This window comes from Janthinobacterium sp. GW823-FHT03B06, assembly GCF_058796955.1.
Map to the genome: position 1 here is coordinate 1015332 of NZ_JBXAJE010000001.1, position 21815 is coordinate 1037146.

The 21815-nt window shown below is 58.5% G+C and carries 16 protein-coding genes; 8 read left to right on the plus strand and 8 right to left on the minus strand.

Annotated features, from left to right (window positions below; all coding sequences use genetic code 11):
• Nucleotides 1-47: 47 nt before the first annotated feature.
• Nucleotides 48-575: a hypothetical protein gene (locus AC1RBA_RS04695; RefSeq protein ID WP_492416890.1), complete on the plus strand. Its 528-nt coding sequence runs from the start codon at nt 48-50 to the stop codon at nt 573-575.
• Nucleotides 576-601: 26 nt separating this feature from the next.
• Here the strand turns inward: AC1RBA_RS04695 and AC1RBA_RS04700 are convergent, their stop codons facing one another.
• A complete protein-coding gene (locus tag AC1RBA_RS04700; RefSeq protein WP_492416892.1) occupies nt 602-1039 on the minus strand; it encodes a tellurite resistance TerB family protein in 438 nt (145 codons plus the stop codon).
• A gap of 333 nt (nt 1040-1372) precedes the next feature.
• Between AC1RBA_RS04700 and AC1RBA_RS04705 the strand changes: the two genes are divergently transcribed.
• Both AC1RBA_RS04705 and AC1RBA_RS04710 read left to right on the plus strand, forming a co-directional pair.
• A complete protein-coding gene (locus AC1RBA_RS04705) occupies nt 1373-2179 on the plus strand; it encodes a lipid II flippase Amj family protein (protein ID WP_492416894.1) in 807 nt (268 codons plus the stop codon).
• A gap of 53 nt (nt 2180-2232) precedes the next feature.
• Entirely contained in the window at nt 2233-3990 is a 1758-nt protein-coding gene (locus AC1RBA_RS04710) for an RNA-directed DNA polymerase (protein WP_492416895.1), read from the plus strand.
• Nucleotides 3991-4106: 116 nt separating this feature from the next.
• On the opposite strand, the gene purL is transcribed toward AC1RBA_RS04710, so the two are convergent.
• The gene (gene purL / locus AC1RBA_RS04715; RefSeq protein WP_492416897.1) at nt 4107-8144 is read right to left on the minus strand and encodes a phosphoribosylformylglycinamidine synthase; all 4038 of its coding nucleotides are present in this window, start codon (nt 8142-8144) and stop codon (nt 4107-4109) included.
• A gap of 184 nt (nt 8145-8328) precedes the next feature.
• The gene (locus tag AC1RBA_RS04720) at nt 8329-9393 is read right to left on the minus strand and encodes a GGDEF domain-containing protein (protein ID WP_492416898.1); all 1065 of its coding nucleotides are present in this window, start codon (nt 9391-9393) and stop codon (nt 8329-8331) included.
• 350 nt (nt 9394-9743) lie between these two features.
• Here AC1RBA_RS04720 and AC1RBA_RS04725 point away from each other — a divergent pair, with 350 nt between their 5' ends.
• Nucleotides 9744-11369, plus strand: coding sequence for a response regulator (locus tag AC1RBA_RS04725; protein ID WP_070288250.1), 1626 nt, complete (start codon nt 9744-9746; stop codon nt 11367-11369).
• A 159-nt stretch (nt 11370-11528) separates the two neighbouring features.
• On the opposite strand, the gene AC1RBA_RS04730 is transcribed toward AC1RBA_RS04725, so the two are convergent.
• Complete coding sequence (locus AC1RBA_RS04730) at nt 11529-12281, minus strand: SDR family oxidoreductase (protein WP_121669342.1); 753 nt, start codon at nt 12279-12281, stop codon at nt 11529-11531.
• 144 nt (nt 12282-12425) lie between these two features.
• Here AC1RBA_RS04730 and AC1RBA_RS04735 point away from each other — a divergent pair, with 144 nt between their 5' ends.
• Nucleotides 12426-13316, plus strand: a complete 891-nt coding sequence (locus AC1RBA_RS04735) for a LysR family transcriptional regulator (protein ID WP_070218680.1) — start codon at nt 12426-12428, stop codon at nt 13314-13316.
• 79 nt (nt 13317-13395) lie between these two features.
• On the opposite strand, the gene AC1RBA_RS04740 is transcribed toward AC1RBA_RS04735, so the two are convergent.
• Nucleotides 13396-13698 carry an HNH endonuclease gene (locus AC1RBA_RS04740; RefSeq protein WP_070310833.1) on the minus strand — a complete coding sequence of 101 codons (303 nt, stop codon included), beginning with the start codon at nt 13696-13698 and terminating at the stop codon, nt 13396-13398.
• A 542-nt stretch (nt 13699-14240) separates the two neighbouring features.
• Here AC1RBA_RS04740 and AC1RBA_RS04745 point away from each other — a divergent pair.
• The 3 genes from AC1RBA_RS04745 (at nt 14241) to AC1RBA_RS04755 (ending at nt 17141) form a co-directional block, all read left to right on the plus strand.
• Nucleotides 14241-15284 carry a S41 family peptidase gene (locus tag AC1RBA_RS04745; protein WP_492416901.1) on the plus strand — a complete coding sequence of 348 codons (1044 nt, stop codon included), beginning with the start codon at nt 14241-14243 and terminating at the stop codon, nt 15282-15284.
• Between the two features lie 220 nt (nt 15285-15504).
• Nucleotides 15505-15741, plus strand: coding sequence for a hypothetical protein (locus AC1RBA_RS04750; RefSeq protein ID WP_157750989.1), 237 nt, complete (start codon nt 15505-15507; stop codon nt 15739-15741).
• Nucleotides 15742-15986: 245 nt separating this feature from the next.
• Nucleotides 15987-17141 (plus strand): Shedu immune nuclease family protein, encoded by a 1155-nt coding sequence (locus AC1RBA_RS04755; protein ID WP_099408344.1) that lies wholly within the window; start codon nt 15987-15989, stop codon nt 17139-17141.
• Nucleotides 17142-17346: 205 nt separating this feature from the next.
• Here the strand turns inward: AC1RBA_RS04755 and AC1RBA_RS04760 are convergent, their stop codons facing one another.
• The 3 genes from AC1RBA_RS04760 to AC1RBA_RS04770 all read right to left on the minus strand — a co-directional run bounded on the left by AC1RBA_RS04760 (nt 17347) and on the right by AC1RBA_RS04770 (nt 21748).
• Nucleotides 17347-17982, minus strand: coding sequence for a TetR/AcrR family transcriptional regulator (locus AC1RBA_RS04760; protein ID WP_071650149.1), 636 nt, complete (start codon nt 17980-17982; stop codon nt 17347-17349).
• 11 nt (nt 17983-17993) lie between these two features.
• A complete protein-coding gene (locus tag AC1RBA_RS04765; RefSeq protein WP_492416904.1) occupies nt 17994-20420 on the minus strand; it encodes a membrane-bound PQQ-dependent dehydrogenase, glucose/quinate/shikimate family in 2427 nt (808 codons plus the stop codon).
• A 281-nt stretch (nt 20421-20701) separates the two neighbouring features.
• The gene (locus tag AC1RBA_RS04770; protein WP_492416906.1) at nt 20702-21748 is read right to left on the minus strand and encodes an NAD(P)-dependent alcohol dehydrogenase; all 1047 of its coding nucleotides are present in this window, start codon (nt 21746-21748) and stop codon (nt 20702-20704) included.
• Between the last annotated feature and the right edge of the window lie 67 nt (nt 21749-21815).

Here is a 21815-nt window from a genome sequence, read left to right on the forward strand (position 1 = left end):
ACATGCTATGATCGGCGCCCCGATCATGAGACAGATGGCAACGGCACATGCAACACTCACCCGGCAACAATCCGCTCTCGACGCTGCTGCGCGGTGGCCTGCGCCTGCTGGCCTGGCCCCTGCTGGCTCTGGTCAGCGCCGCCTGCACCAGCACCACGCGCCATCCGGCCAGCGAGCCCACGCAAGTCGTCCTGCGCTTTACCTATGACGACGGCAAGCCGATGCGGCATGACGATTACCTGGCCCAGGCGCGCCAGGAAACATACATCAAGCGCTGCAGCAAGATAGGCAGCACCACTGTCTGCGACGTCGGCTCGGATCCACTGTTCATGGGCGGCGACGCCCCGCTGGACGCCAACGGCGAAGTGCGCGTTACCCTGCACTCTACCGGTCCCATCGGCAACAATCCGACCACGCATTGCATCAAGGGCAAAGGCTACGTCTTTGATTCCGGCGACTGGAAGCGCGGTCCCTTCAGCCCCGGCCAGGTGATCGAGATCCGCTACAGGATACGCGAAGTGGACATGGCGTGCCCCTGGTCGTCGGGCACGCCGCCGTGGTGGGACAAGAGTTAAGCCAGCCGGGGCCGGCTGGCCTGGCTTTACTGCAACTCGAACTCCGCTGGAGTCAAGCCCAGCTCGCGCGCGATCTTGCTGGCAACGCGCTGCTCATTGGCGTCGAAATTGCCGTCCGACGAAGCGACGGCGATAATCATGCGCACCAGCAAGCGCGACGCCTCCACATTCGACTTCATCTTGCCCAGCGCCTGATACGCCTTGGCTTCGCCGATATCCTTGTCGAACTCCAGCTGGCCGACATAGTCCTGGAAAGCCTTGATCACGTCCGTGGCGGTAAACACGGATAGCGCATCATTGCTTTCAATAAACTTCACCATCTTCTGCTTCTCTTCCGCACTGACGCTGCCGTCGGCCATGGCGATCAGGGCCGATCCGGCCATCGCGGCGTTCAGGAAATCCTTGTTCTTGTACTTCAGTGCCTCGGTTTTCAGTTCACTTGCCTTGGACTTCAGCTTGCTCAAAAAGGGAAACTCATGGCGTACCTCCGGGTTGGTGTGGGTGCGGCAGCGCTCTACGTTGCCACTCCCACCCAACTGAGGGCACATGCCTCAAATGCAAGCGGCGGGAACGAGCCTTGCCTCCGATAAAAGCATGGCCAAACCCAGAACAAGTGCCGGGGTCAGACCCGTCGGGTCTGACCCCAGTTTCTGCCTTGGGGTGAAAAACTGCCGTCAGCATACAAACACACAAAACATGACGAAAACGAATTAACTTGAAAATTGCCTTATTTGCAGTTGAAAAATAAATAATTTCATGGCAGCATGGAATTACATTTTCCATACTGCAAGGTTGTGATGGACAAGCAATTGCTGTTGATTTGCGCGCTGACGTTCATCATCCACATCATCGCCACCCTCGCCTACTCCGTGCGCATCGCCGGCATCCGCACGCGGCGCATCGCCGTCTCGCTGGCCCTGTTCAGCATTCTGATGCTGCTGTCGCGCACGTCGAATTCCTTCCTGGGGCCCTTCCTCGCCAAGCGCGTGGAAACGGGCATCGACCAGCATGTTGCCGCCGGCACGCTATTGCTGGACTTCCGCTGGCTGCTGTTCTCCGCCAGCCTGGCGACGCTACTGGGCGCGATCCTGATCCCCACCTTCCAGCGCGCCTTCTGCCGCGCCGTCGAGCATTTCCAGGTGCACAGATCGGTGCCGAAACTGCTGCTGCACGCCGTCTTCAAGGGCGGCTTGTCCTACCTCAAGACCTCCGCCAGCCTGCCCAAACCCGCCAACGTCACGGGCCTGCGCGAAAAATCTGGCGTTTCCGTCTCTATGACAGCCATGAACGTCATCGCCACAGCCCTGTGGACGGTCGGTGTCTTCGCGGCGTTGTACGCGGGCGTGCTCGACCCCAGCGTGCGTGTCACCTCCAGCACCCTGTCCTCCATCATCAACGGCGGCGCCACCATCATGATGGCCGTCTTCATCGACCCGCACATGTCGGGCATGACGGATGACGTCATCGAAGGCAAGATCGAAGAATCGCAGTTCAGGCGCGCGGTGGTGTGGCTGGTGGGAAGCAGATTGGCGGGGACGCTGATTGCGCAGTTTTTATTGGTGCCGTCGGCGGTGGTGATTGTGGGGGTGGCGAAGGGAATTTAATTTCATGACTGACATCTTTAACAATTAATACTTGAAATAGATAAAATAAAATAATGGACATAACATCAGCAATAAACCTTGCTATCGACAACATTCAAAAGGATGGGTTAACAGATGTCGATGTTTTCGCAACGCCATTTGAACTATCTATGATAAAAGGAGATTTGCGCGAAAAAATCGCCCAAGAAATAAAGGAGTCACTTAATCACAACTCACTACAATCTTTAAAAGTCTCACCAATAACCCACATTTTATTTCCTAAAAAAGAATTATTTGATTTTAGGAAGTGTGCGCATGTACAACCACTAGATGAAATGAAATACCTATCCCTAGTGCTTCAATTAGCAGTAAAAATTGAGAACATGAGAATATGCAAAGATAAAAAATACATATTCTCATATAGGTTCCACCCGCAAAAAGGAAATCTATTTGACTCAAATTATAACTACACATCATTTAGAGAGCACGTATCAAGAAAAACAAAACAAAAAAATATCAACGTGATGGTATCTTGTGATATTTCAAATTTTTATGATCGCCTAAATTTACATCGCTTAGAATCGATACTTACATCACTCCCTGAAACAAACAAAAAAGTAGTAAAACAAATTAACGAACTTTTACTTTTTTGGTCAAATAGGGACTCTTATGGCCTTCCTGTAGGCTCCAATGCAAGTAGAATACTAGCGGAAGCGGCCTTGATAGAAGTTGATAATTATTTAATTTCAAAAAAAGTGGATTTTTGCCGTTTTGTTGATGATTATCGTTTCTTTGCATCCGATGCGGCAATTGCTCACCATTGGCTATCACTACTTGTGGATAGGCTAAACAAAGAGGGTTTCTTTATTAATACAAGCAAGACTGAAATTAAAGATGTCTCAAACACAGATAGTGATGATGCAAATATATTTTTCAGAAGGCCACCATCTGAAAGGATGGCATCAGAAAATAAACAGCAAAAGCTTTTTATCGCAACTACCTCGACGTCCATTTCTATGCCTATGCCTATGCCTATGCCTATGCCTATGCCGCCCCCAGTTTCTGCTCCTACACAACCTGCAGAAACACAAAAAAATCAAAATGACACAGAAGATTTACCTAGCAATCAGAACATATCAAAAATCATTCGAGGCTATTCTGGATTAATACCCACGAAATTCAGAAAACTTACCACAAATGAAATAAAAAAATCAAGCAATATTAATATACAAATACTATTAGAAGAAACAACAAACTCGATGGTAGTCGATCCAAAAAGATTTATTCAAATAATTAAAGTAAGCATAGCCCAAAAGAAATTTCATATTTTGAGCAATGTTGTATCAATACTTAATAAATTTCCTCAATTCATTCCATATACCCTTGACGCTATCGCGAAAAATGAGAATGACATATCAGATGAGACAATTTCCGAAATATCAAAAAAATTAAGAAAATGGCTTACAGATTGGAACTCATCTGAATTTATATTAGTGTATATTGTTCGTTTTTTCGGGCGTGGAAGATTTACAAACAAAGAAATTCTGTTTGAATATTTTCGATCACTCCGTAGAAACGAGGGAAGCTACATAGGGAGAGCAGTACTAGAACAGTTAGAGCCTCTCGTAAATCGTGGAGAAGTATTAGAAATAAGAGATTATTACTCGCGAGCAGACTTGTGGGAGAAAAGACAAATAGCGAAAATGGTTGATATTCACATAGCAAAAGAAGAGAAAAAGCCTTTTTTTAAAAATATTTTATCCTTGGAAAATGATATTTTCATTAAAAACATATCAGGGAGCTTTGGACAAGATAGTCAGGCAGTTGAATAATACGATGAAAAATGACTTCAAAAAAATAAAAAGCCGCTGTCTCCCGACAGCGGCTTTCTCATTCCGACCCCAGCAGCAGCGCCTTGAACCCTAGCGCTGCCCTGCAAGCGAACTAATTACCCCACAAACTTCCGTGCATTCCTGAACATGCGCATCCACGGCGAATCCTCGCCCCACGCTTCAGGGTGGTACGACTGCTGGACGCTGCGGAACACGCGCTCCGCGTGCGGCATCAGCACGGTGAAGCGGCCGTCTGGCGTGGTGACGGAGGTGATGCCTTCCGGCGAGCCGTTCGGGTTGTACGGATACGCTTCGGTGGCGGCGCCCTTGTTGTCCACAAAACGCATGGCTTTCGTGACCTGGGTGATGTCGCCCGTTTGCGAGAAGTCGGCGTAGCCTTCGCCGTGGGCGATGGCGATGCCTGCTTGCGTGCCGGCCATGCCGTTGAAGAAGATCGATGGGGAATCCATCACTTCGACCATGGCAAAGCGGCCTTCGAATTTCTCCGACTTGTTGCGCGTGAACTTGGGCCACGCGTGGGCGCCGGGGATGATGGATTTCAGGTTGCTCATCATCTGGCAGCCGTTGCAGATGCCGAGGCCGAAGCTGTCCGTGCGGTTGAAGAAGCGCGCGAACTGTTCCGCCAGGCTGGCGTTGAACAGAATCGTCTTCGCCCAGCCTTCGCCCGCGCCCAGCACGTCGCCGTACGAGAAGCCGCCCACCGCGATGATGCCCTGGAAATCGTCCAGTTTCACGCGGCCCGCAATCAGGTCGCTCATGTGCACGTCGACGGCCGTAAAGCCTGCCTGGTGCATCACGTACGCCGTCTCGATATGCGAGTTGACGCCCTGCTCGCGCAGGATGGCGACACGGGGACGCACGCCGGTGGCGATGAATGGCGCGGCGATGTTGTCGTTCTGGTCAAACGTGACGATCGGCGACATGCCCGGGTCTTGCACGTCCAGCAGGCGGTCGTATTCGGCGTCCGCGCAGGCCGGATTGTCGCGCAGGCGGGCGATGCGCCAGCTCGTTTCGCTCCACAGGCGGTGCAGGTCCGCGCGCGGCTGGGTGTAAATGAGCTTGGCGTCGCGCGTGAATTCGATCACGTCGCGGTCGTTCAATTTGCCGATGATATGGCTGCAGGCGCCCAAGTTAAACGTGCGCAGCACGTCCATGACGAGCGACTTTTCTTCCGCGCGCACCTGGATGACGGCGCCCAGCTCTTCGCTGAACAAGGCACGCAGGGTCAGTTCGTTGCGGCGTTCCGCCACCTGGCCGGCCCAGTTCTTGGCGTCGCCCCAGTCGCTCGAGTGCTCGCCTTCCATGGTCAGCATGTCCAGGTTGACGGACATGCCCGTGTGACCGGCGAAGGCCATTTCCGTCAGGGTGGCGTACAGGCCGCCGTCCGAACGATCATGGTAGGCCAGCAGCTTGTCGTCGCTGTTGAGCTTTTGGATGGCGGCGAAGAAGCCTTTCAGGTCTTCCGCGCTGTCCACGTCCGGCGTTTCATTGCCCAGCTGCTGCAACACTTGCGCCAGGGCGGAGGCGCCCAGGCGGTTCTTGCCACGACCGAGGTCGATCAGGATCAAGGACGTATCGCCCTGGTCCGTTTTCAGCTGCGGCGTGAGCGACTTGCGCACGTCCGTGACTGGCGCGAACGAGGAAACGATCAGCGACACCGGCGAGGTGACGGATTTCGCCGCGCCCGTGTTCTCGTCTTTCCAGGTCGTGCGCATCGACAGCGAATCCTTGCCGACGGGGATGCTGATGCCCAGCGCCGGGCACAGGTCCATGCCGACGGCTTTCACCGTGTCGTACAGGGCCGCGTCCTGGCCAGGCTGGCCGCAGGCGGCCATCCAGTTGGCGGACAGCTTGATGTCGGAAATGTCGGCAATCGCGGCAGCGGCGATGTTGGTGACGGCTTCGCCCACGGCCATGCGGCCGGAAGCTGCCGCGTCGATGACGGCCAGCGGCGTGCGTTCGCCCATGGCCATCGCTTCGCCCAGATAACCTTCAAAGCTCATGGTGGTGACGGCGCAATCGGCCACCGGCACTTGCCACGGTCCCACCATCTGGTCGCGCACGGTCATGCCGCCCACGCTGCGGTCGCCGATGGTGATCAGGAACGATTTGTCGGCCACGGTCGGCAGCAGCAGCACTTTTTGCGCGACATCAACCAGGTCCATGCCCGTCAGGTCGATGGCCGGGAAATCGTTGGCCACATGGACCACATCGCGCTGCATCTTCGGCGGCTTGCCCAGCAAGACGTCCATCGGCATGTCGACCGGTTCGTTGCCCAGTTCCGGGTCGATCAACTTCAGTTGACGTTCTTCGGTGGCCACGCCCACGGCGGCGAACAGGCAGCGTTCGCGTTCGCACATGGCTTTGAACAGCGGCAGGCTTTCCGGCGCGATGGCCAGGACGTAGCGTTCCTGCGATTCATTGCTCCAGATTTCCTTCGGCGCCATGCCCGATTCTTCCAACGGGATCTTGCGCAAGTCGAAAATCGCGCCGCGCTTGGCGTCGTTGGTGATTTCCGGGAAAGCATTCGACAAGCCGCCCGCACCCACGTCGTGGATCGAGATGATTGGATTGTCCGCACCCATTTGCCAGCAGGCGTTGATGACTTCCTGGGCGCGGCGTTCCATTTCAGGATTGCCGCGCTGGACGGAATCGAAGTCCAGGTCGGCCGTGTTGCTGCCGGTGGTCATCGACGAGGCGGCGCTGCCGCCCATGCCGATGCGCATGCCCGGGCCGCCCAGCTGCACCAGCAGGCTGCCGACGGGGATATCGTTCTTGTGCGTGTGCTGCGCCGAGATATTGCCGATGCCGCCCGCGATCATGATGGGCTTGTGGTAGCCGAACACGGCGTCTTTGTCTGCGCCGACGTTCTGCTCATACGTGCGGAAGTAACCGCCCAGTACCGGACGGCCGAATTCGTTCGAGAACGCGGCGCCGCCCAGCGGGCCTTCGATCATGATTTGCAGCGGCGACGCGATGCGTTCCGGCTTGCCGTATTGCTCCGCGTCCGCACGGCCAGCCAGCGGCGCCGTCACGGAAGCTGCCGTTTCCCAGCTGCGCACGGCGTCCGGCAGCGACAGGTTCGACACGGTGAAACCGGTCAGGCCAGCCTTCGGCTTGGCGCCGCGGCCCGTCGCGCCTTCGTCGCGGATCTCGCCGCCCGCGCCCGTGGAGGCGCCAGGGAAAGGAGAGATGGCCGTCGGATGGTTATGCGTTTCCACCTTCATCAGGGTGTGCGTCAGTTCCGTCGATGCCGCGTATTCGTGGTTCGCACCGCGCGGGTAGAAGCGCGAGACGGTGGCGCCTTCCATGATGGACGAGTTGTCGCTGTAGGCGACGACGGTGCCCTTCGGCTGCAGTTCGTGCGTGTTCTTGATCATGCCGAACAGCGACTTGGGCTGCGCCACGCCGTCGATGGTCCAGTCGGCGTTGAAGATCTTGTGGCGGCAATGCTCGCTGTTCGCCTGCGCGAACATCATCAGTTCCACGTCCGTCGGATTGCGGCCGGCCTTGGTGAAGGCGGCATCCAGGTAGTCGATTTCGTCTTCCGACATCGCCAGACCCAGTTCCGTGTTCGCCGTTTCCAGCGCGCGCTTGCCCTGCCCCAGCAAGTCGATCGATTCCAGCGGACGCGCTTCCAGGGTGCGGAACAAGTCCTTGGCGTCGTCGGCGCTGCGCAGCACGGATTCCGTCATGCGGTCGTGCAGCAGGTCGGCCACGGCCTGTACTTGCTCGTCCGTCAGTTTGCCGGCGCCGATGGCGCTGCCCAGGATGCCCGATTTCAGGTTGATGCGGAAAGCGATGCCGCGTTCGACGCGCTTGATGTGCGCCATGCCGCAGTTGTGCGCGATGTCGGTGGCTTTCGAAGCCCACGGCGAAATCGTGCCGAAACGGGGGATGACGAAGAATTCTTCGGCAGCGCCTTCCGTATTGTCAGCCTGGGCCGGCTCGCCGTACGTCAGCAAGGCGCCAAGGCGCGTGCTGTCGTCGGCCGTGAGGGGCGCGCTGGCATCGATGAAATGGACATAGCGTGCTTGCACGGCAACGATCGCAGGCGAGACGGCTTGCAGTTGGCTTAACAGACGGTGGCTACGGAAATGGGACAGGGCATTGGAACCCGGCAGTATCAACATGATTGGAAGGTGGTTGATGCAGCGTGGCTGCGGGTTAAAGGTAGGTATGACAATATCTTTCGTACGGCAAATTTCCTTTGCGCGCATTATACCCGTTTTACCCCTTCTTTATTACCGGAACTTATGGCTTTCCGGCCATTTTGCCCCTGAAACCGGCAGTTTTTGCCAACTTGCAACAACAGGTTCAGGCAATCACATAGCGGTTCTTGCCCTGGCGCTTGGCCAGGTACAGCGCCTCGTCGGCCAGCCGGTAACTGTGGCTCAGCTCCTTGTCCCGGTCCAGCTCGGCCACGCCCACGCTGATCGACACGAACTGTGCCGCATGGAAAGCCTGGCTGACGGCGGCGACCAGGGCGCCAGCGAAGGCGCGCACGGCCTCGCGGTCACCCGCGTAGACGATGCCGAATTCCTCGCCGCCCAGGCGTCCGCACAGATGGCTTTGCGCCTTATCCGCGATGATGGCGGCCGTGCGCATGAGCACCGCGTCGCCCGCATCGTGGCCCTGCTGGTCGTTGATGATCTTGAAATCGTCGATGTCGATCATCAGGAAATGCAGCATGCCGCCGTGGCTTGCGCCATGCATCTGCTGGGCCCGCTGCGTGAACATGCGGCGGTTGTTCAAGCGCGTCAGGCTGTCCTGGAAGGCCAGCCGCGTCAATTCCACCTTGGCGTGATAGTTACGCAGGCGCAATAAGCTGAAGCTGACGTTCAGCGCCAGCCCGAACAGCACGCTGACGGCGATCATCAACGGCACCCAGGGCTGGTCGGGCAAGCCAGCGTTGACGGGATACAGGCCGTGGCCCACGTTCCACCACACGCCCGCCACCACGGCCAAGTAGCTGAGACCGCCATTGAAGATGGAAGCGATGGCCAGGGTCATGAAGACACCCACGGGCAAGACCCAGAAGCTGGCGTGGTGGACAGCATCGGCCATGGTGCGCAAGCCGAAGGTCAGTGCCAGCACGGCGCAGGCCCCCGTCATGGTCAGCACGGGCAAGGTGGTGCAGCGGGCGCGCACGGCCAGGCTCGCCAACATGCCCAGCAAGGCCAGCACGGCGTGCGTCAGGTTCGGATGGTAGGCCGGCGGCATCAGCAGCCAGGCCAGGCTGAAGGCGATGATGCCCATCACTTGCGTGATCAGGCCGACCCGGTGCAATTCCGCAAAATACGTATGCTGCTGTTCGCTGTTGCCGCCAAAGGCAAGGGGAACGGCAATGCGCCGCAAGGTAGACAGTTCAGGAACGCGCATGACGGGTATCGACACCAGAGAGGGATAAAGCGCCCGTTAAAGCCTTGCGCATGCCTTGCCGCGACGTGGTGCGGCATGCAACAGGTGTTGCATTTTAGAATACTATCACGGTAGTCAGGGAATGGCCGGAAAAACAGGCGCCCGCACTGTCGCAAGGGGCGCTCGTGTCATGAAATACAACGCCGGACGGCGCTGGACGCGCCTGCCCTTGCGCACGGCACCCGATTGCATGCATTTTGCTGGCAGTGTCGGGCGGCTTTGCAGTATGCTGATAAAAAACAATACTGCCAGGCAGCTACATATAAGAAGAGTTCCCGCAAATGACCGAACAGATGAACGAGAGCTGAACCATGCCAGAAACTAGCGACTTATCTGTCCTGATCGTCGACCCGAACCCCAGCATGCGGGGCAATCTACACAATATGCTGAACCAGGCCGCCATCACCAAGGTGGAATATGCCGTCAATGCCGGCACGGCCATCCGCTTGCTGATGAAGAAACCGTTCGACATCATCTTGTGCGAATACGACCTTGGCAGCGGCACGGATGGCCAGGATGGCCAGCAATTGCTGGAAGACTTGCGCCACCATAAGCTGATCGGCCTGTGGACGATCTTCATCATGCTGACCTCGGAGGCCATCCACAGCAAGGTGATCAGCGCAGCGGAGCTGACCCCGTCCGACTACATATTAAAACCGTTCACCGTCGACGTGCTGAGCGGCCGCATCGCGCGCGCCATCGAGCGGCGCGCCGTTTTTCTGCCCACGTATCAGCTGATCGACAAGGGCGACCTGCGCGAAGCCGTGAAAAGCTGCCGCGCGGCCGAACTGCAGCACCCGCGCCTGGCGGCCGATTTCGCCCGCCTGCGCGCCGAACTGCACATCAGCCTGGACGAATGGAAGGAAGCGGAACAGCTCTACGCCGACATGCTGGCCACGCGGCCCATGGCCTGGGCGCACCTGGGCCTGGCGCGCACCCTGTTCGAACAGCAGCGCCACGAGGATGCGCAGGAAGCGCTGCTGGAACTGGTGGAGACCTATCCCCGCTTCATGGCCGCCTACGACTTGCTGGCGCAAAACCATGAAGCCATGGGCCAGCAACTGCAGGCCAAGAAAATCCTCGAGGACGCGGTGGCCATCTCGCCGCACATGGTGCGCCGCTTGCGCCACCTGGGCGGCATCGCCTTCGACACGGGCGACATCGGCGCGGCCGAACGGGCCTACAAGCAGGTCGTGACGAAAGCGAAGTACTCCGAATTCCGCGACCCGGAAGACCACGTCAACCTGGTAAAAACGCTGGTAAAAAAGGGCGACGCGCCGCAAGCGAGCGGCGTGCTGCGCGACATGGAGCGCTCCCTGCGGGGCAGCGCCAACGTGGAAGCATGCCGCGCCATCTCGGCCGCCATGCTGCATGAACTGTCGGGCAACGACATCGCCGCCGCCACCGAACTGCAACTGGCCGCCGCCGCCCTGGACGACGCGCGGGGCCTGTCGACGCAGCTGAAGGTAGGCCTCGTGCAAAGCTGCCTGAAGAACAACCTGGAACAGGCCGCGTCCGACGTCATGATGAAACTCGTCAACGAAGCCGACAGCGACGTGACGATGGAAGCGGCCGTCGATGTCTTTGAAAAAGCGGGCCGCCACGACCTGGCGCAAGGCATGGGTCAGCAGATCACGAACCAGGTGCAGGAATTGATGCAGGATGCGGCCAGCAAGGCGGAAAGCGGAGAACTCAAGGGCGCCGTCTTCGTGCTGCGCCAGGCCCTGCGCAAGACGCCGGGCAACCTGCCCGTGCTGTTCGCCTCCGTCGAGGCCATCCTGCGCCAGCTCAACATGCTGGGCTGGGAAGCCCCGCTCGCTGAACAGGCGCAGCACCAGATGCAGGTGATCCGCAAGATCGACCCCAGGCATCCGCAGCTGGAGTCGCTCAAGCAGCAGTATGCGGCTACGCAGCACAAGTATGGTATTGCGACCTGACTCTTGCCTGTGCCCTGCTTGTCAATCGACAACAAGCCGTTCGACAAGGTGGGCCGTCCCATCGCCGCCGTTTGCGCAATTGGAATACTCTCTTTCAAAATGAAGCCCGCTCACGCATTCGGAGCGGGCGCATCCGTATAGTTCGGCAGTTGTGTGACGTCAGCCGTTAAGCGTACGGCCGCCGTCAACGATGATTTCGGAGCCGACGGTCCAGCGGGACTCGTCGGAAGCAAGGTACAACACCGCCTTGGCCACTTCCTCCGGCGTGCCGAAGCGGCCGAACGGAATCGTTGCGACAATGTCCTTGTTGAGTTGATCGCGGTAGGCATCCGGGATGCCGAGCTTGTCGTACAGCGGCGTTTCGACGGGGCCGGGACTGACGGCGTTGACGCGAATGCCGCGTGCCAGCAGTTCGCCCGACAGCGTTTTCGACAAGTTCAGGAATGCGGCCTTGGTTGCGGCATATACCGATGAATGCGCCGAGCCCACGTGCGCGCTGACCGATGTGTTGAGCACCACCGATGCGGGGTTCGCGAACACTGGCAGCAGCGCCTGGATCAGGAAATAGGGACCCTTGACGTTGATGTCGAACGATCGGTCGAACATTTCCTCCGTCCACGCTTCGATCGGCGTCCAGACGGATACGCCGGCGTTGAGAAAGGCGATATCGAGCTGGCCGTAGTGCGCCTGGACGGCGCGCGCCAACTCCTGTTGGGCGGCGACATTGGCGGAATCGGCGCGTAGCACGAGAACCTCGGCGCCAAGTTCTTTCCTGGCCTTCTCGATGGATTCCGGAGTGACGCCGGTGACGATGACGCGTGCGCCTTCGGCGAGAAACTGCCTGGCTGTTTCGAGGCCGATGCCGCTGGTGCCGCCGGTGATAAGAGTACGTTTTCCTTGCAAGCGGGACATAAAATTCTCCTGTAGGTGATTCAGGGTCAGCCAGCATTGGCTGACCTGCCGTGGGAAGAACTATGCGCCCATGCTTGAAATTCGATAAGATCGTATCTTTGCATATAATTCATGCTCCAATTGCATGAATCGGGGAGAGTAACTTTGGACCGGTTTCTTTTGATGACATGCTTCGCGCGCGCTGTGGAGACGGGGAGCTTCTCCGCTGCCGGCCGCGACCTGGGCCTGGGGCAGCCCAACGTCAGCCGTCATGTGGCGGCATTGGAAGAGCATCTGCAGACGCGGCTGCTGCACCGCTCAACGCGCAAGCTTGCCCTCACGCCCGAAGGGGAACGCTACTATGCGGAAGTGCGGCGCATCCTTGACGCCGTCGACGAGTCCGAATCGTCCTTCAGGGAGAACGTCGATCCGTCCGGATTGCTGCGCGTCGCGTGTCCGACCGCTCTGGCGCATGCATTTGTGTTGCCGCATGTCCCCGCCTTCCTGGAGCGCTATCCCGGCCTGGCGCTCGATCTCCAGATCAATGATCGCTATGTGGGTCTGGTCGATGAAGGAGCGGAACTGGCAATTCGGATCGGCCATCTGGAAGACAGCGCCCTGCGCGCGCGGCGCATCGGCCTGTTCGAGCGCGTGTTCGTCGCCAGCAAGGGTTATCTCGCCAAACGCGGCGTGCCAGTCACGCCCGATGATCTGCGCGGGCACGATTGCGTGATCTACACCCTGCTGTCGTCGGGTGCCACATGGCGCTTCCGCGATACGGAAGTAGCAGTATCGGGAAAGGTACGGGTAAACTCACCCGAGGCCGTGCGCGAACTGGTCAATGCGGGACTCGGTATCGGACATGGGCCGCAGTGGCTGTTCGAGGAAGGACTCAGGAATGGCAATTTGCAGCTGCTCCTGACGGCGCACACTGCCCTGCCCGTCCCGGTTCAAATCGTCTATGTCGCAAACAGGCTGCTGCCAACGCGGGCCGTCGTGTTCATGGACTTCATCGCTGAAGCGTTTTCAAAGGTACCGGCACTGAACATCCGCTGAGCAGCCTCTGTCCGCCGCTTGCCGCCGCAAGCCAGAGCGGTGCCGTGAACACCCGTTCACGGCACAGGGCAAGGTTCGATCAGCGCGGGAGTTTATACCGTACCAGCAGCGTCGGTCCCTTGCCGCCGGATGGCGTCAGCAGAATCTCGTCACCGGGCTGCATCTCTTCATACATCACCGTGCAACAGGTCGGCATCGAGTGGCCGCGCGCCGGATACACGCCAACGTCCGTGTGCAGGGTCGCAGCGCGTACGTCCACGCTGGACTTGCCGGCCTTTCCTTCTTCTTGCAGCTGCTTGCGCAGTGCGGTGACGAAGTCCCCTTTGCTGAGCCTGGCAGGTGCCTGGCTGGCTGGCGGGCGAGTGCTTGCATCGTTTTTCATGGTAGTTTCTTTCAGTGTATACATTTCCGCCACTATATCATTCGCCCCTGGCGCAACGCGACCCGGAGGCGGAACGAGTCCATCGCCCCGGCCGGAGCAGCCGCGGCAGAGCGCCTGTTTCTGCGCGTGATAACGTCACAGTTGGCGACAACAGCCTGGCCCATCTTCTGCCGGGAGCGCTCGATGGGACCGGCGATTTTGCATGCTGATGATGCAGTTGCCATCAGAATCGGCGCGACATGGCGTCTGGCGTCTGGCCCAAGCAGAAGCTTGCGCTGGCCGCTTGACTTTAGCGTACTCCAAGGTGCTGCGACCACCGATAGAATCCGCCGCCACAAACGGCCATTCACGTTGAGGTGACAATGCGTGACTTTTCTCGCTTGATAATTCGTTATGCTCGTGGGCCGCTGGCGGCCAGAAGCGGCCGTCCAAGTTTGCGCAAGTGATAGCGTCAGTGCGGCGGCAGCCGTCAGATCAAACTGTCCTCAATGGAATATAGTTTTCCATTCAACCGATGTACTATCAAATTCGAGGAAATATCGATGGCACGGTTCCACGCTGCAGCGGCTTCTTTGCTCGCTATTTGTTTTTTACAGGTGGCCGCTCATGCAGAAGCTCTCTCCATCGATGCCACCGTACGCCAGAGGGTCATCGACGTGTTGCTCAAGCAGTTGAATGACTATTACGTGTTCCCAGAAGTGGCGGGAAGAATCAGTACGACTTTGCGTGCGAAGCAAAAGCACGGCGGCTACGACAGCATCACTGATGCGGAAGTATTTGCCAACGTGCTTACCGCTGACCTCCGTGAGGCTGGTCACGATAAGCATCTGCGTGTGAAAGCCCGTGAAACACCGCGCTCTATCGCAAGTTCGCCGGCGCCGGAGCAACGGGAAGAAATGCTCAAGCAGATGGTTGCTCGTGGCTATGGCATCGCGAAGATTGAGATTCTCGCAGGCAACGTAGGCTATCTCGACGTACACGGCTTTGACCGCGTTAGTGAGGCTGCGCCGGCGATCACGGCGGCAATGATGCAGCTGGCAGACTGCGATGCTCTCATTGTCGATGTACGCAACAATGGCGGCGGGGACCCGGCTGGCGTCGCCTTTCTGAGCAGCTACTTGTTCGACCAGCGCACCCATCTGAATGATCTGTATTGGCGCGATGGCGACCGCATTGTTGAGTTCTGGACTGATACTAACGTTCCAGGAAAGCACTACGGTCAACAGAAAGCGGTCTACGTGCTGACCGGTCCGCGTACTTTCTCTGCCGGAGAGGAGTTCAGCTACAACCTCCAGCAACTGAGGCGTGCGACGCTGGTGGGGGAAGTGACTGGCGGAGGTGCCAATCCGGGGCGTATGCGAGAACTAAGTCCATACTTCGTCGCATTCATCCCCAATGGACGCGCCATCAATCCCATTACGAAGACTAACTGGGAAGGCGTTGGCGTCACGCCCGATATCAACGTGCCAATTAGCCAAACACTCGTGACAGCACACAAATTGGCGCTTGAAAAATTAGCAGCGGAGAGCACCGATCTTGGGCACGCTGCGCGGTTGCGGGCAAAGTCGAGCGAGTTGACGCCATAGGAGAGGCTGCCGTACTACGTGTAACAGCAGTAACCAGAGGCTTGTGCATACGAAGCATTGCTATAGTAGCGGCCTTAGAGAGGTGGCGGATTCATGGCGCCAAGTACCAATGGCACCGGCCGTGCGACCGCGTAAAATCGGCCAAAAGCGGACGTCCAGACTCAGGGCGCAGTTTCAAGACAACCACGGGTTAAGATTAGCCTGCCACGGAAGCAATAACATGCATCATCCATACCTAGCGTTCTGCATTAACCAAGCTGGCGAACTTGTCATAACTCATCAGCGAGACGCAAATCGACAGCATCCGCTTGAAATGGAATTGCCACTTACAGAACTGGCAGGCAAAGGTCGCGAGAAGGCTGCGCAGTCGATTGGGGAGCTTACGCTTGCGTTGCTTGAGAAATGGTATCCAGAAGAGTTCGCTGCACATCCGGCGCTCAAGTCCGATACCCCTTAAGCACTCTAAGGCAAGCTATCGAAGCTACGGCTCAGCTACTGCAACGTCTGCAATGGGGCGGCTTCTGCCTCATGGTGACAAACCGTGAGCTTTGCACGAAGGCAAGATGCTATCCTCACCTGTTCGGCCGCGTTCGGCCAGAAGTAGCCTTTCGGAATCAATGATTGTCATTCACACCGCCACAACTTCAAGCAATCTAAGATTGAGCAACAAGAGGCAACAAAAATAAATCTGAAAGTGACGATATGGACAGCTATCTAGACCCCGAGCCTGGCAAGACCTACATAAGCCCTGGCCTTCCCGACTTCGATGATAAGAGCCGAATGGTACGAATAGCGACCAAACTGATTGAAAGTCCTGTCAGCTACGCTTTCGCCCACGTTAAAGACGAAGTTGTTCTTCGCCATAAGGAAGATGCAAAAAGCTGTATTACTGCGAAGTTTTTTGAAGACGACAGGAAGATGTTTGTCCTAAGTATTCAGGGCTACACCGTCGCCACAGACAAGCCTCACAATGCCAGCTTCTCCTTCATAGGTGAAGAGATTGGCAAGCTCGTGGAATTCCTTCACCATATTCAAGCCATGCCGCTTGAGGGGAATGGCCCAAAGAAAATCACAGACGAAGCCTTGAGGCGTCTGATCCTTTCAAGCACACAAGCAGAGTCGCTGTACAAGGACAACCAAGAGCTTTTTGCTGAGGTCATTAGATCAGCAATCACGAAAGACGACGTCATTGCCGTGGGCTATAGAAAGAGGCAACTGCAAACGTTCAAGCGCCTGCTGGAAGATCCCGGCTACTTTGAAGAGGTCAAAAAGCAGAAAGGGTGCAAAGACGAGGCGGTTTGGCAAAAATATTTTGAGAAAAATCCCTGGATTTTTGGTTACGGCTTGAGCTATCTGTATCTATCCTCACTGGACGACAACAAGCTGGAGCAGTACGTCCAAGGATTTACCGTCGCCCATCATGGCAAGCGGGTGGACGCACTTTTGCGAACACGAGGCGCCATCTCTAGCCTGTGCTTTGCAGAGATTAAAACCCATAAGACACCCCTGTTACAGAAGACCGCGTACCGTGGAGGTTGCTGGGCACCATCCGAAGACCTTGCAGGAGGTGTTTCGCAAGTTCAAGGCACTGTCGCAATGGCAAGTGACACGCTGCGTCACAAGCTGGCAATGAATGACGATAATGGCGATCCTACCGGCGAAGTAGCGTACAACTACACACCAAAAGCATTTATGGTCATCGGCAGCTTGCAAGAGTTCAGCACCGACAAAGGGGTAAGCGAAGAACGATATCGCTCCTTTGAGCTATTCAGGCAGAACACTACCAGCCCCGAAATTTTCACCTTTGACGAATTGTATGAGCGTGCGAAGTTCATCGTCATGCAATATGATAAATAGTATAAATCAATTCAAAAGCGAACTTACGCAGCTATTTCTAGTCTTGATCACGCATTCGCGTATAACGGCTGCTTTGGGGCGATAGCGGACGTACACGGCAGTCAGCGACACGACAGTCAGCGACAGGATGACCGGCAGGTTCTTGGCAGGAGTGATGCTATGGCTAAAGCATGCTGCCCGATGGGCTCAAGTCTCTTTTCGCCGCTTACCTGCGCTCCACCCTCGCCACCACCAGCTCGATCAGCTCCGCGATCAAGGGCCGGAACGTGGCGGCATCGCCGCCCTGCCCCAGCATCACGGTGCGCGTGGTCAGGTGCGAGAAGACGGCGTCGAACAGGATTTGCGGCAGATTGGAAAACGAGGTGTCGGGCGCGATGCGGCCCTGCGTGCGCTGCTGTTCCAGCAGGCGCAGGATCAGGGCGTGCCACACTTGCGGGCCGTGCTCGTACCAGGTCTGGCCCACGGCCGGCACGGCGGCCGCACCCGTGACGACGAGGCGATAAAAGTCTACATGGCGGGGGCTGGTGACGACCGCCACCAGTTCATCGAGGATCAGCTGCAAACCCTGCTCCAGGCCCGCCTGCGACGTATCGAGCTGGCGCAGCGCGATGATGAAGTCGGCGCACAGGTACTCGACCACGGCCACCAGCAATTCCTGCTTGCTGCCGAAGTAGCGGTAGGCGGTGGCTTTCGAGCCGCCCGCCTCGGCCACGATGGCGTCCATGCTGACGCCGTCGTAACCGGAGGCGAGGAAGAGGTCAGCCGCCGCCACCAGCAGCTTGCGCCGCCGCTCCTCGCTTCGGGTACTCGGGGAAGCGGGAACGGTACGCAACTGGGGCATGAAGCAAACTCTTACTGTGTCTTGGGAAGCGCGTATGCTATCACGTAATCCCCCCGGTCCGGGCTCTGGCGGGCGCCGCCCGCCACCACCACGACGTACTGGCGGCCCGACGTGGGCGACACATACGTCATCGGCGTGCCTTGCGAACCGACGGGCATCCGCGCCTTCCACACTTCACGGCCGGTGGCGATATCCATGGCGCGCAAATAGTAATCCTGCGTGCCCGCATAAAACACCAGGCCGGACGCCGTACTGACGCCGCCGCCCAGTGTCGGCATGCCCAGCGGGATGGGCAGGCTTGCGCGCACGCCGTGGATGACGGCATCGCGCACCGTGCCGGCCGGGCGCTCCCACACTTTCGTGCGCGTTTTCAGGTCAATGGCGGCAAACACGCCCCAGGGCGGGCTTTGGCACGGTATGCCCAGCGGCGAATTGAAGGCCTTGTGGTCGATGACAAACGGCGTGCCATCCATCGGATAGGTGCTGCCCACGCCGTGGCCCGACGTCAGCTTGGCCACGTCCACCGTTTCGCGCGGCACCAGCCTGACCACCTGCGGCATGCGGATATCGTTGACGAACATATAGCCGTTGCTTTCATCGACGGCCGCGCCGCCCCAGTTGAAGCCGCCGTAGTAGCCTGGATAAATCAAGGTCTCTTGCGTGCTTGGCGCTGTGAACTCCCCTTTGTAATTGAGCTTGCGGAAGCTGATGCGGCAAGCCAGCTGGTCGAAGAAGGTGGCGCCCCACATGTCGCGCTCCGTCAGCGTTTCCGCGCCGAGGGCCGGCATGCCGGTCGAATATGGCTGCGTTTTGGAGACCCAGTCGCCGGCCGCATGCTCTTGCGGCACGGGCTTTTCCACCACGTCCGCAATCGGCTTGCCCGTGCGGCGGTCCAGCATGAATATCTGGCCCCGTTTGGTCAGCTGCACCAGCGCGGGAATTTTTCCACCCTTGCCGTCCGGGACGTCGTACAGGGCGGGCTGCGCGGCCACGTCGTAATCCCAGATATCGTGGTGAACGGTTTGATACGTCCAGCGCTCGCGGCCCGTGGCCATGTCGAGGGCGACGATGGCCGACGAATACTTCTCTGTCAGCGGCGGACGCTTGCCGCCCCAGAAGTCCGGCTGCTCGTTCCCCGTCGGCAGGTAGACCAGGCCCAGCGCATCATCGAACGCGGGCGCCGACCACATGTTCGGCGTGCTGCGCGTGTAGGTCTGCCCTTCCGACGGCAGCTTCGTGATGGCCGGATTACCGAGGTCCCATGCCCACACCAGTTCCCCCGTGTCGGCGCTGTAGGCGCGCACGACGCCCGACGGTTCATCGGTCGAGCGGCCGTCGAAGACCCAGCCGCCAAGGATGATCAGGTTGCGCGCCACGGTGGGCGCGGACGTATAGGCGTAGTACGGCACGTTCATCTTGACCTTGCCCAGGCCAACCGTCAGGTCGACGGAGCCCTTGTCGCCAAAACCCTCGCACTGCTTGCCCGTCTGCGCGTCGATTTCGATCAGGCGCGCATCCATGGTCACCTGCACGATGCGCTTGGCGCACGCGCCCGCCACCGGCGCGCTGGCCGCCTGCATGCCCTCGAACTGGAACGGCTTTGTCACTTTCGCCGGCTCGTAGTAGCCGACGCCGCGGCAGCGGTTCCACGTCTTCGTGTTGGCCGGCTTCGGATCGAAGGTCCAGCGTTCCTTGCCCGTGTCCGCATCGAGCGCGATGACCTTGCTCGTCGGCGTGCAGGTATAAATGGTGTCGCCGATCTGCAGCGGCGTGTTTTGCGATTCGGACGCCCCTTCGGCCAGTTCGCCCGAGCGGTAGGTCCACGCCACTTGCAGCTGCTCGACGTTGGCCTTGCCGATCTGCGTGTACGGCGCGAAGCGCGTGCCCGACGGTCCATAGCCGTAATGCGCCCAGTTGGCGCTGCCGTCATTGATGGCCGCCACCGCATCCTGCTGCGGCTGCGCCGTGGCCTCCGTCACGCCATGCGGCTTGAACATCGAGGCGAAACCAGCCGCCAGCACGACGGCAAACAGGGCAGCGAAACCGCGCGACTGGCCACTGTGTGAACGCCCCGCCAGCCACGGATGCAGCAAGGCGGCCACGAGGCCGATGACGAGGAAAGGCGCCAGGCGCGGCACCATCGGCCAGAAGGCAAAGCCGATTTCCCACACGGCCCAGCTCAGTGTCGCGACGAGCAGCGCGGCGACGACGGCACTGGCCAGCGGTTTGCGGCGCAGATACAGCACGCCGGCGAGGATGAGGCCCAGGCCGGCCGGCAGGTAATACCAGGAACCGCCAAGGGTGATGAGTTCGATGCCGCCCGCCGCCAGGGCCAGGCCGGAAAAACCAAGAAAGATACCGAAAACCGTCAGGGCAAGCCGCTTGCCCCTGAAGACCGCCGGGATCGCCGGCGCGCCTTTATTTACTGAAGTGTCCATTTTTTATCCATGACGCCTCCCCTGCCCAGGCAAGCACGCCGGGGATGGCTGGTTTTTTAAATCTACGTAGTGAAACTGTACTGTACGGTTTCATTTTATGCCGATTTTTGATGCAAGGAAAGAAAAATTGACATGGGTGCTTGATTTTGGGCGGGGATGGAGAGCTGGCGGGGTTGTCGGATTACGCGCGTACGCGCTAATCCGACCTACCGGAATGCTGGACATGCGTAGGTTGGATTAGCGCAAAGCGCGTAATCCAACAAACACGGGGGCGCCGGGTGTTACAGGGATGCCATGTCGATCACAAAACGATACCTGACGTCGCTCTTGACCACGCGCTCAAACGCCTCATTGATATCCTGGATGCGGATGATCTCGATGTCGGACACGATATTGTGCTTGCCGCAGAAATCGAGCATTTCCTGGGTTTCCTTGATCGAACCGATCATGGAGCCGGACAGGCTGCGGCGCGCGCCCACCAGGCCGAAGGCGTTCACGGGCGGCACGGCGCCATCCGGGATGCCGACGATGACCATGTTGCCATCGACTTTCAGCAAGTTGATGTACTGGTTCCAGTCGATGGCCGCGCCCACCGTGCAAATGATCAGATCGAAGGTGCCGGCCAGCTTGCTGAACGTTTCCGCGTCGTTGGTGGCGTAGTAATGGTCGGCGCCCAGGCGCAGGCCGTCTTCGCGCTTCGACAGGGTCTGGCTCAGCACCGTCACTTCGGCGCCCATGGCGTGGGCGATCTTGACGCCCATGTGGCCAAGGCCGCCCATGCCCAGGATGGCGACCTGCTTGCCGGGGCCGGCCTTCCAGTGGTTCAGCGGCGAGTACAGGGTGATGCCGGCGCACAGCAGCGGCGCGGCCGCGTCCAGCGGCAGGTTGTCGGGAATCGACAGCACATAACCTTCCTTGACGACGATGCTGTCCGAGTAGCCGCCCTGCGTGGCCGTCTTGCCGTCCGCTTCCAGGCCGTTATAGGTCTGGATCAGGCCCGGCATGTACTGCTCCAGATCCACGTTGCGCGTTTTGCAGGTGGTGCAGGAATCGACGAAGCAGCCCACGCCCACGTGGTCGCCCACATTGAACTTGCTCACATTGGCGCCGACGGCCGTGACGACGCCCGCGATTTCATGGCCGGGCACCATGGGGAAGGCGGCACCGCCCCATTCGTCGCGCGCCTGGTGGATGTCGGAATGGCATACGCCGCAGTATTTGATCGAGATGGCCACGTCGTCTTCGCGCGGGGCGCGGCGCTCGAACGTGAACGGTTGCAGTGCGGAAGTCGGGCCCAGTGCGGCGTAGCCTTTGGCGATGGTGGTCATGAAAACTCCTGTATCTGTAATGTGTGGCGAGGGGTGACGCGTGCCGTGCATGCGATTGCACAAGTGT

Coding starts and splice junctions, on each gene's coding strand:
- AC1RBA_RS04695 (WP_492416890.1), top strand. CDS start 48: ATGCAACACTCACCCGGCAACAATCCGCTCTCGACGCTGCTGCGCGGT.
- AC1RBA_RS04705 (WP_492416894.1), top strand. CDS start 1,373: ATGGACAAGCAATTGCTGTTGATTTGCGCGCTGACGTTCATCATCCAC.
- AC1RBA_RS04710 (WP_492416895.1), top strand. CDS start 2,233: ATGGACATAACATCAGCAATAAACCTTGCTATCGACAACATTCAAAAG.
- purL (WP_492416897.1), bottom strand. CDS start 8,144: ATGTTGATACTGCCGGGTTCCAATGCCCTGTCCCATTTCCGTAGCCAC.
- AC1RBA_RS04720 (WP_492416898.1), bottom strand. CDS start 9,393: ATGCGCGTTCCTGAACTGTCTACCTTGCGGCGCATTGCCGTTCCCCTT.
- AC1RBA_RS04725 (WP_070288250.1), top strand. CDS start 9,744: ATGCCAGAAACTAGCGACTTATCTGTCCTGATCGTCGACCCGAACCCC.
- AC1RBA_RS04730 (WP_121669342.1), bottom strand. CDS start 12,281: ATGTCCCGCTTGCAAGGAAAACGTACTCTTATCACCGGCGGCACCAGC.
- AC1RBA_RS04740 (WP_070310833.1), bottom strand. CDS start 13,698: ATGAAAAACGATGCAAGCACTCGCCCGCCAGCCAGCCAGGCACCTGCC.
- AC1RBA_RS04745 (WP_492416901.1), top strand. CDS start 14,241: ATGGCACGGTTCCACGCTGCAGCGGCTTCTTTGCTCGCTATTTGTTTT.
- AC1RBA_RS04750 (WP_157750989.1), top strand. CDS start 15,505: ATGCATCATCCATACCTAGCGTTCTGCATTAACCAAGCTGGCGAACTT.
- AC1RBA_RS04755 (WP_099408344.1), top strand. CDS start 15,987: ATGGACAGCTATCTAGACCCCGAGCCTGGCAAGACCTACATAAGCCCT.
- AC1RBA_RS04760 (WP_071650149.1), bottom strand. CDS start 17,982: ATGCCCCAGTTGCGTACCGTTCCCGCTTCCCCGAGTACCCGAAGCGAG.
- AC1RBA_RS04765 (WP_492416904.1), bottom strand. CDS start 20,420: ATGGACACTTCAGTAAATAAAGGCGCGCCGGCGATCCCGGCGGTCTTC.
- AC1RBA_RS04770 (WP_492416906.1), bottom strand. CDS start 21,748: ATGACCACCATCGCCAAAGGCTACGCCGCACTGGGCCCGACTTCCGCA.